The sequence below is a fragment of the Haemophilus sp. C1 genome (genome assembly GCF_001276515.1).
Lineage (GTDB): Bacteria > Pseudomonadota > Gammaproteobacteria > Enterobacterales > Pasteurellaceae > Haemophilus.
Genome location: NZ_LDVZ01000043.1, coordinates 1 through 5,547 on the forward strand (window position 1 = coordinate 1; position 5,547 = coordinate 5,547).

Consider the following 5,547-nt stretch of genomic DNA (forward strand, 5'->3'; position numbering starts at 1 on the left):
CGCTTTTATTTTCAATATCGGTATGCGTGAGCGATTTTGTTTTGAAGTGGTTTTTACTTTCATCAGCATCACTTTCAATAATGGCACCATTCAGTTGGGTATGGTTGTGGATGTTAGCTTCCATGCCATCCTCACCTACACGAATACCCGCTTGTTCATTGACTTGCGCATAATCCACTTTCGCTTTGTTATAGGAGGCACTCACCGAAGCTCCGCCACCTGAACCATACGCTACCGAGCCACTTGCACTCGCACTCGTTTGTTTGGATTCATATTTCTCTGTATCTTGACGGCTCGTTATCGTCAGATTTTGAATATCCGCTTCCCAACGTTTCGCTTTAAGATTTGCTGCATCAAGGCTGAGGTTTCCTGCTTCGCTATTTGTGATGAGCTTATCCGCTTGCAAGTGACTGTTTTGCCAACGCTCGCTATCCGAGTTAGATTTGCCCTTGGCCACATTCACCGAACCCTCAATACCAATTCCATAACTATTACCATTGGTTCCAACAAAGACGCCTACACTGCCCCCTACTGATTTATTTTTGGTATGTTGATGCTCCTCGTCTTTTACACCTTTTATCTCAATCCCTTTTTTGCCTGATAATGCCATCAATTTCGCATTCGCATCCACGCCTTCAAAGGTGAGTTTTTCATCGCGGGCTTTTACATTAAACGTACCCGTGCTCACCGTTGATTTTTGATGGCTAATACTCTGGCTTTCGCTACTTTGCGTTTGTTTTTGGCTGCCATAACCAATACTAATTTTCACAATACAAAAAGTGCAGTCAATTTTTGAGAAGTTTTAAAACTCTTTGAAATTTGACCGCACTTTATTATATTTTATCATTTCAAATCATATACTATTTAAAACTTCAACCATTCGCAAATAATTAAAAAGCTGAACTAACAACACAAAAGTTTTTATAATGCAAATTTTGAAAAAATAACCTCAATCAGTCTTGTTTCTTATCTCCCAAATAGATAATAGCCATATAATATGTTACGAAGTATGCTCCCAGTATTCTTATTGAAAAAATCATATTTTCCCAGTTAAAAATAAACTCAACCTGATCTATTACCCCTGTAATAAAATAACGATTTATCCAATAAACTAACTGAGTTAAAAATGTTAAAAAAACAGCTCTTTTTAAAGCTAAAATAAAATTACTCATTTTTTTGTACTTTTTTATCTAATTTCTCATTTAAACGATTGATAGATTCCCCAGCAATAATCCCAATATAAGGTGCAAAAAATTTCATTGGAGAGGGAATAGCTTTCTCTGCAGCATTACCCACTGTTACACTTTCAGCATATTTTGCTTGCTCATTTAAATGAGACTTACCATCAGATACTGTTGATACTGCAGTATCAACAGAACCAATTAAAACTGAAGTTCCTAAAGGAGCATTTAATAGATATGGAGCAAGTAACCCTGTTCTTACAGTTTTATTTACATCAATATCACCTGTTGCAGCATATTGAGTTATTGCACTAGCTGTAGCTCCCATCGCTACTCCTTGTGCATATTGCTTATATGTTATTTCAGTTATAGGTTTCAAACCATGCTCAATTCCCTGGACAGCTGTTTGAACTACTTTAGCCTGTGTAGGATTATAAGAATAATAAATCTCTTGACTCACTAATTCTCGGGTTCCTTCAATACCTTCTCGTGCCGCTATTTTAGCTGTATTAACTCCTTTCGCAATAGCATCCACATACGCAAGCTGTCCGTTGATATAGGCATTTGCTGCTTTTGTTGAAGCAGTATTGTAGGCTTTAATTCCCTTATCAACTAAATTAATATAGGTTAGCTGACCATCAATGTAAGCTTTTGTTGCAGCATCTTTACCAAGACGTAACACTTGCCCCCCTTTATTAGCTAGAGTAATAGCCTCACCTCCAACTGTTGCGGCGGTTTTCTCCATAAGGGCAACACCTCTTACAACAGTAGTTCCACTACCTAAAGCAAGCATAGAACTCGCCTCCAGCCCATCCTTAACTGAAATAAGCTATTTTCCCATTAGATGAATTTTTATAATTCTCAGGAGCATCAAGTTCGTTCTTGACAGTATAATACATATCTTCATCTGTTATTTTTGTTTCAAAATTTAAGATTGTGAGTAAATAATTATTTAAGTACATTATCTTGCTACTTTAAATTCCTACCATAGAAAAAAAGAATAAAGTAAATACTTGATACAAACAATGTCATTTTGATTAAAAATGAAAGTTTTTTTATACCAAAATCAATCAATTCTAGCTCAAAAATAGATATTGAATTATCAATATTGTAAAGCAATCTACCAACTATCAACGATAATAATGAAAAAGAAACTCCAATAAAAATAGAAAGTAGAATATCTAACATGATTCTTTTCATTATTTACTTCCTTTTTGAGACTCATTATAAATATATTGGACGCCTCTATTCAAACTTTCCCTTCCTAAACTTCCTGAAATACTAGGAACAATACTTCTTCTATATGTATAAACATAAGAGAGTTTATCATTCAAAGGCTGAGGATTATATTTAACCCAAGTTAAATCTAAGTATTTTTTATTTAATGAAATATCAATAGCTTTACCTATTCCATAGCCCACTATGGAGCGCATTTCCTAACGCGTGCCTAAAACATCAATTTCGTTTGATTAAGATTTTTACTATTTTCATGAATAACTTCATTTTGTTTATTTTTAGATAAATACAAGTATATGTCAGGGGCTAGGGTGTATTAATATAAATCTTATTGCAATAGATCATTTTTCTTATAATACATATAAAAAACTACAAATATAATTACAGATAAGAAAATTATCATTTTTATTTCTCTGGCTGTTTTTTGTACAAAAAACGATACTAAATCTATATCAAAAATAGGCATATTATTCTCTATGTTATACATAAACTTAGCTAATAAAAACATAGTAAAAGAAACAAAAACACTAGAAAGTAGAGAAAATAAAATAAGGTAGATAACTTTCATTAATCATTCTCCTGTGAAGGCCCACGATGGCGCGCGTTTTATAACGCGTGCCCAAAACATCCCTTTCATTTGATTCAGGTCCTCACTATTTTTATTAATAACTTCATTTTGTTTATTTTTAGTTAGATATAAGCACGCGTCAGGAGACGCGCGCTATCTTGAGGGCTTGTGTTATCTGAGGATTATTTTCTATAGAAACATAAAATTGAAACAAAAAATATAAAAACATGCATAAAAATCATTTTTAAGCGCTCAATAAAACCATCATTAAAATAATCCAAGAAATGTATATTAAATAAATCCATATTATTTTCAAAATTATAAAGAATTCTGGCAATCAAAAACATTGAGATACTTAATAGAAAACTTCCCAAAATAATTATTATTAAGATAGATAAAAATTTATTTTTCATTATTTTTACCTTTCCAATTACTATATTCATATTGAAACCATCTATTACTTGATTCTCCACCTAAAGCTCCTCCGATATTACTATCTTTAAGGAGTATTTTATCTTCATTTCTTCATTAATAGCTTAAATATCTAAGCCAGTCATATTAATACCTAGCGTAACCTTTAGTAATCTCTATAACGAAGACATGTTATTACAAATTTTATTGATGATATAAGGATAATAAAGCCCACCTCCTTTTTATTCATGCTTTTAAAAAAAGACAATATATCAATACAATAGAAACTAATACTATTATTTATGTTATAGAGTAACCTTGCAGCCAAAAACATAATAAACATAAAAACGACTCCAGATACTAGAGAAAAAATAAGAATATAAATAATCTTTTTCATTATTTTTCCTCATTAGGTTTTGTATAGTAATTCTGAAAAACTCTATTACCTATCTCACTCATTGTTGAACCAGAGATACTAGGTATAATATTTCTTCTATATACATCAACATAAGGAATCTTATCATTTAAAGGCTGAAGGTTATATTTAGCCCACGTGCGATCCAGGTTAATCTTCTTATCTAACGGTACTTCAATCGCTTTACCCATACCGTAACCAATAGCTGAACCAATACCGCTACTTATTGCTCCTTGAGACATGGATTTATCTGTAATGTAGTTATTTAGCGCCCCAGAGGCAGCATTACCACCCACCGTCAAACCAAATCCCTTCCCTTTAAGTGCATATGCCGTAACCAAATCAATTGCTAAACTTCTCGGATCGACTGTTCCGTCAGACATTAGCTGTGCGCCCACACTTCCTGCACCAGCAATGCCTAAAGTAAATTTAGTTGAATTAGACATCACATCATTGATTTTTTTAGCACCTTTTAATACACCCAATCCACCATAAATAGTCGAACCAAGTTCCAGTCCATCCTTAACTGAATAAGCTATTTTCCCATTCGATGAATTTTTATAATTCTCAGGAGCATCAAGTTCATTCTTGACAGTATAATACATCTCTTCATCACGAGAATGTTTTTCAGAACGCCAACCTAGCCAGTTCTTGCTCTCTTCTGGCAAGGTATTCACTGCTTGCGATCTTTGTACATCCGTACCTGCAAAAGGGAAATGACCATAATCTCGTTTTGGTACAGGATCGTTTATTAAATATTCTGATTCAAAACGATTTTGAGCATTAACTGGCGATGTTGATGACGCCAATTTATAACCAGATGCGGTATTCCCCGTAACAGTTTCTATATAATAACGATCTACATAGCTTAAAAATGCCTCTCTTTCCTTGCTATTTAAGGAATTTGGATCTTTTCTAAATTTATCCAAGAGAACGTCACTACGCTGATCTGATTCAATTAAATCTCTAAACTCCAATTTTTCTTTATTTGTTAATTTTTCTCCACGATGATATTTTGTTTTTAACGCATTTAATCTCGCTCTTGAAGCCTCACTCAAGAAATTATTTTCCACCGCCCTTTTAGCCGTCTCTGCACCAGAGGTTGCCGCAAGGAAATTACCCCCTTGCTCCGTTAGGGTGCCATTCGCTTTCGCTGTCAATGCTGCAGCCAATCCGCCCGCCAATTGACTTAACGTACTAATGTTTTCCTTCTCATTTGCTGCAAGTTGATTTGGCGTTTTATTATAGATTGCCTGTGTGAGGATTTGTGCAGTCACTTCTCCTGTCACCCCAGCCACAGCACCCGTCAATGGGTCTTTACCTGTCACTTGAAACTCCACCGCGGAAAGAAGAGCATGCGCCATAAGATTCGCAGCTTTGTCTTTTGCGGTGTCACCCGCCGTCATCTCGTGGATGGTTTTGTTGAGATAAGGTGAAGCCAGTGCAACAAGACTGCCTGCAGTATCATTTTGTGCCGCCGCTTGTAATGCCGCCGTCACGGCGCGAATCGCCATGCCAGTCTTACTTCCAATGCCGTAAGTGCCGTCTATGTCATTTTGAATAGCGGTAATTTGTTTACCAATTTCTTGCGCTTGCGTACTTGATTTGCCGTATTTTTCTTCCGCTTTAAATTTTTCTAATGACAGTTTATTAATCTTCTCACGCTCATTATACGTAGCGATGCTTATCGCGTTGTTGCTGATATCACCTATCACCTTAGCCATTTCTTGGCGTTC

At 35.0% G+C, this 5,547-nt stretch carries 6 protein-coding genes; all 6 read right to left on the bottom strand.

Annotated features, from left to right (window positions below; all coding sequences use genetic code 11):
* The coding region (locus ABW51_RS09270; RefSeq protein ID WP_053466516.1) for a hemagglutinin repeat-containing protein at positions 1 to 769 on the bottom strand (769 nt) is incomplete at its 3' end.
* Between the two features lie 184 nt (positions 770 to 953).
* Complete coding sequence (locus ABW51_RS09275; RefSeq protein ID WP_053466517.1) at positions 954 to 1,172, bottom strand: hypothetical protein; 219 nt, start codon at positions 1,170 to 1,172, stop codon at positions 954 to 956.
* Entirely contained in the window at positions 1,165 to 1,974 is an 810-nt protein-coding gene (locus tag ABW51_RS09280; RefSeq protein WP_053466518.1) for a hypothetical protein, read from the bottom strand. The genes ABW51_RS09275 and ABW51_RS09280 overlap by 8 nt, the downstream gene beginning before the upstream one ends.
* 406 nt (positions 1,975 to 2,380) lie before the next feature.
* On the bottom strand, positions 2,381 to 2,614 hold the full coding sequence (locus ABW51_RS09290) for a hypothetical protein (protein ID WP_053466520.1): 234 nt from the start codon (positions 2,612 to 2,614) through the stop codon (positions 2,381 to 2,383).
* A gap of 553 nt (positions 2,615 to 3,167) precedes the next feature.
* The gene (locus ABW51_RS09300) at positions 3,168 to 3,458 is read right to left on the bottom strand and encodes a hypothetical protein (protein ID WP_053466522.1); all 291 of its coding nucleotides are present in this window, start codon (positions 3,456 to 3,458) and stop codon (positions 3,168 to 3,170) included.
* Between the two features lie 334 nt (positions 3,459 to 3,792).
* Positions 3,793 to 5,547: VENN motif pre-toxin domain-containing protein (locus ABW51_RS09310; RefSeq protein ID WP_197271856.1), on the bottom strand; the 1,755-nt coding region annotated here is incomplete at its 5' end.

Excerpts from the sequence above, each read along its gene's own strand:
- ABW51_RS09290 (WP_053466520.1), bottom strand. The coding sequence starts at position 2,614 with ATGCGCTCCATAGTGGGCTATGGAATAGGTAAAGCTATTGATATTTCA.
- ABW51_RS09280 (WP_053466518.1), bottom strand. The coding sequence starts at position 1,974 with ATGCTTGCTTTAGGTAGTGGAACTACTGTTGTAAGAGGTGTTGCCCTT.
- ABW51_RS09275 (WP_053466517.1), bottom strand. The coding sequence starts at position 1,172 with ATGAGTAATTTTATTTTAGCTTTAAAAAGAGCTGTTTTTTTAACATTT.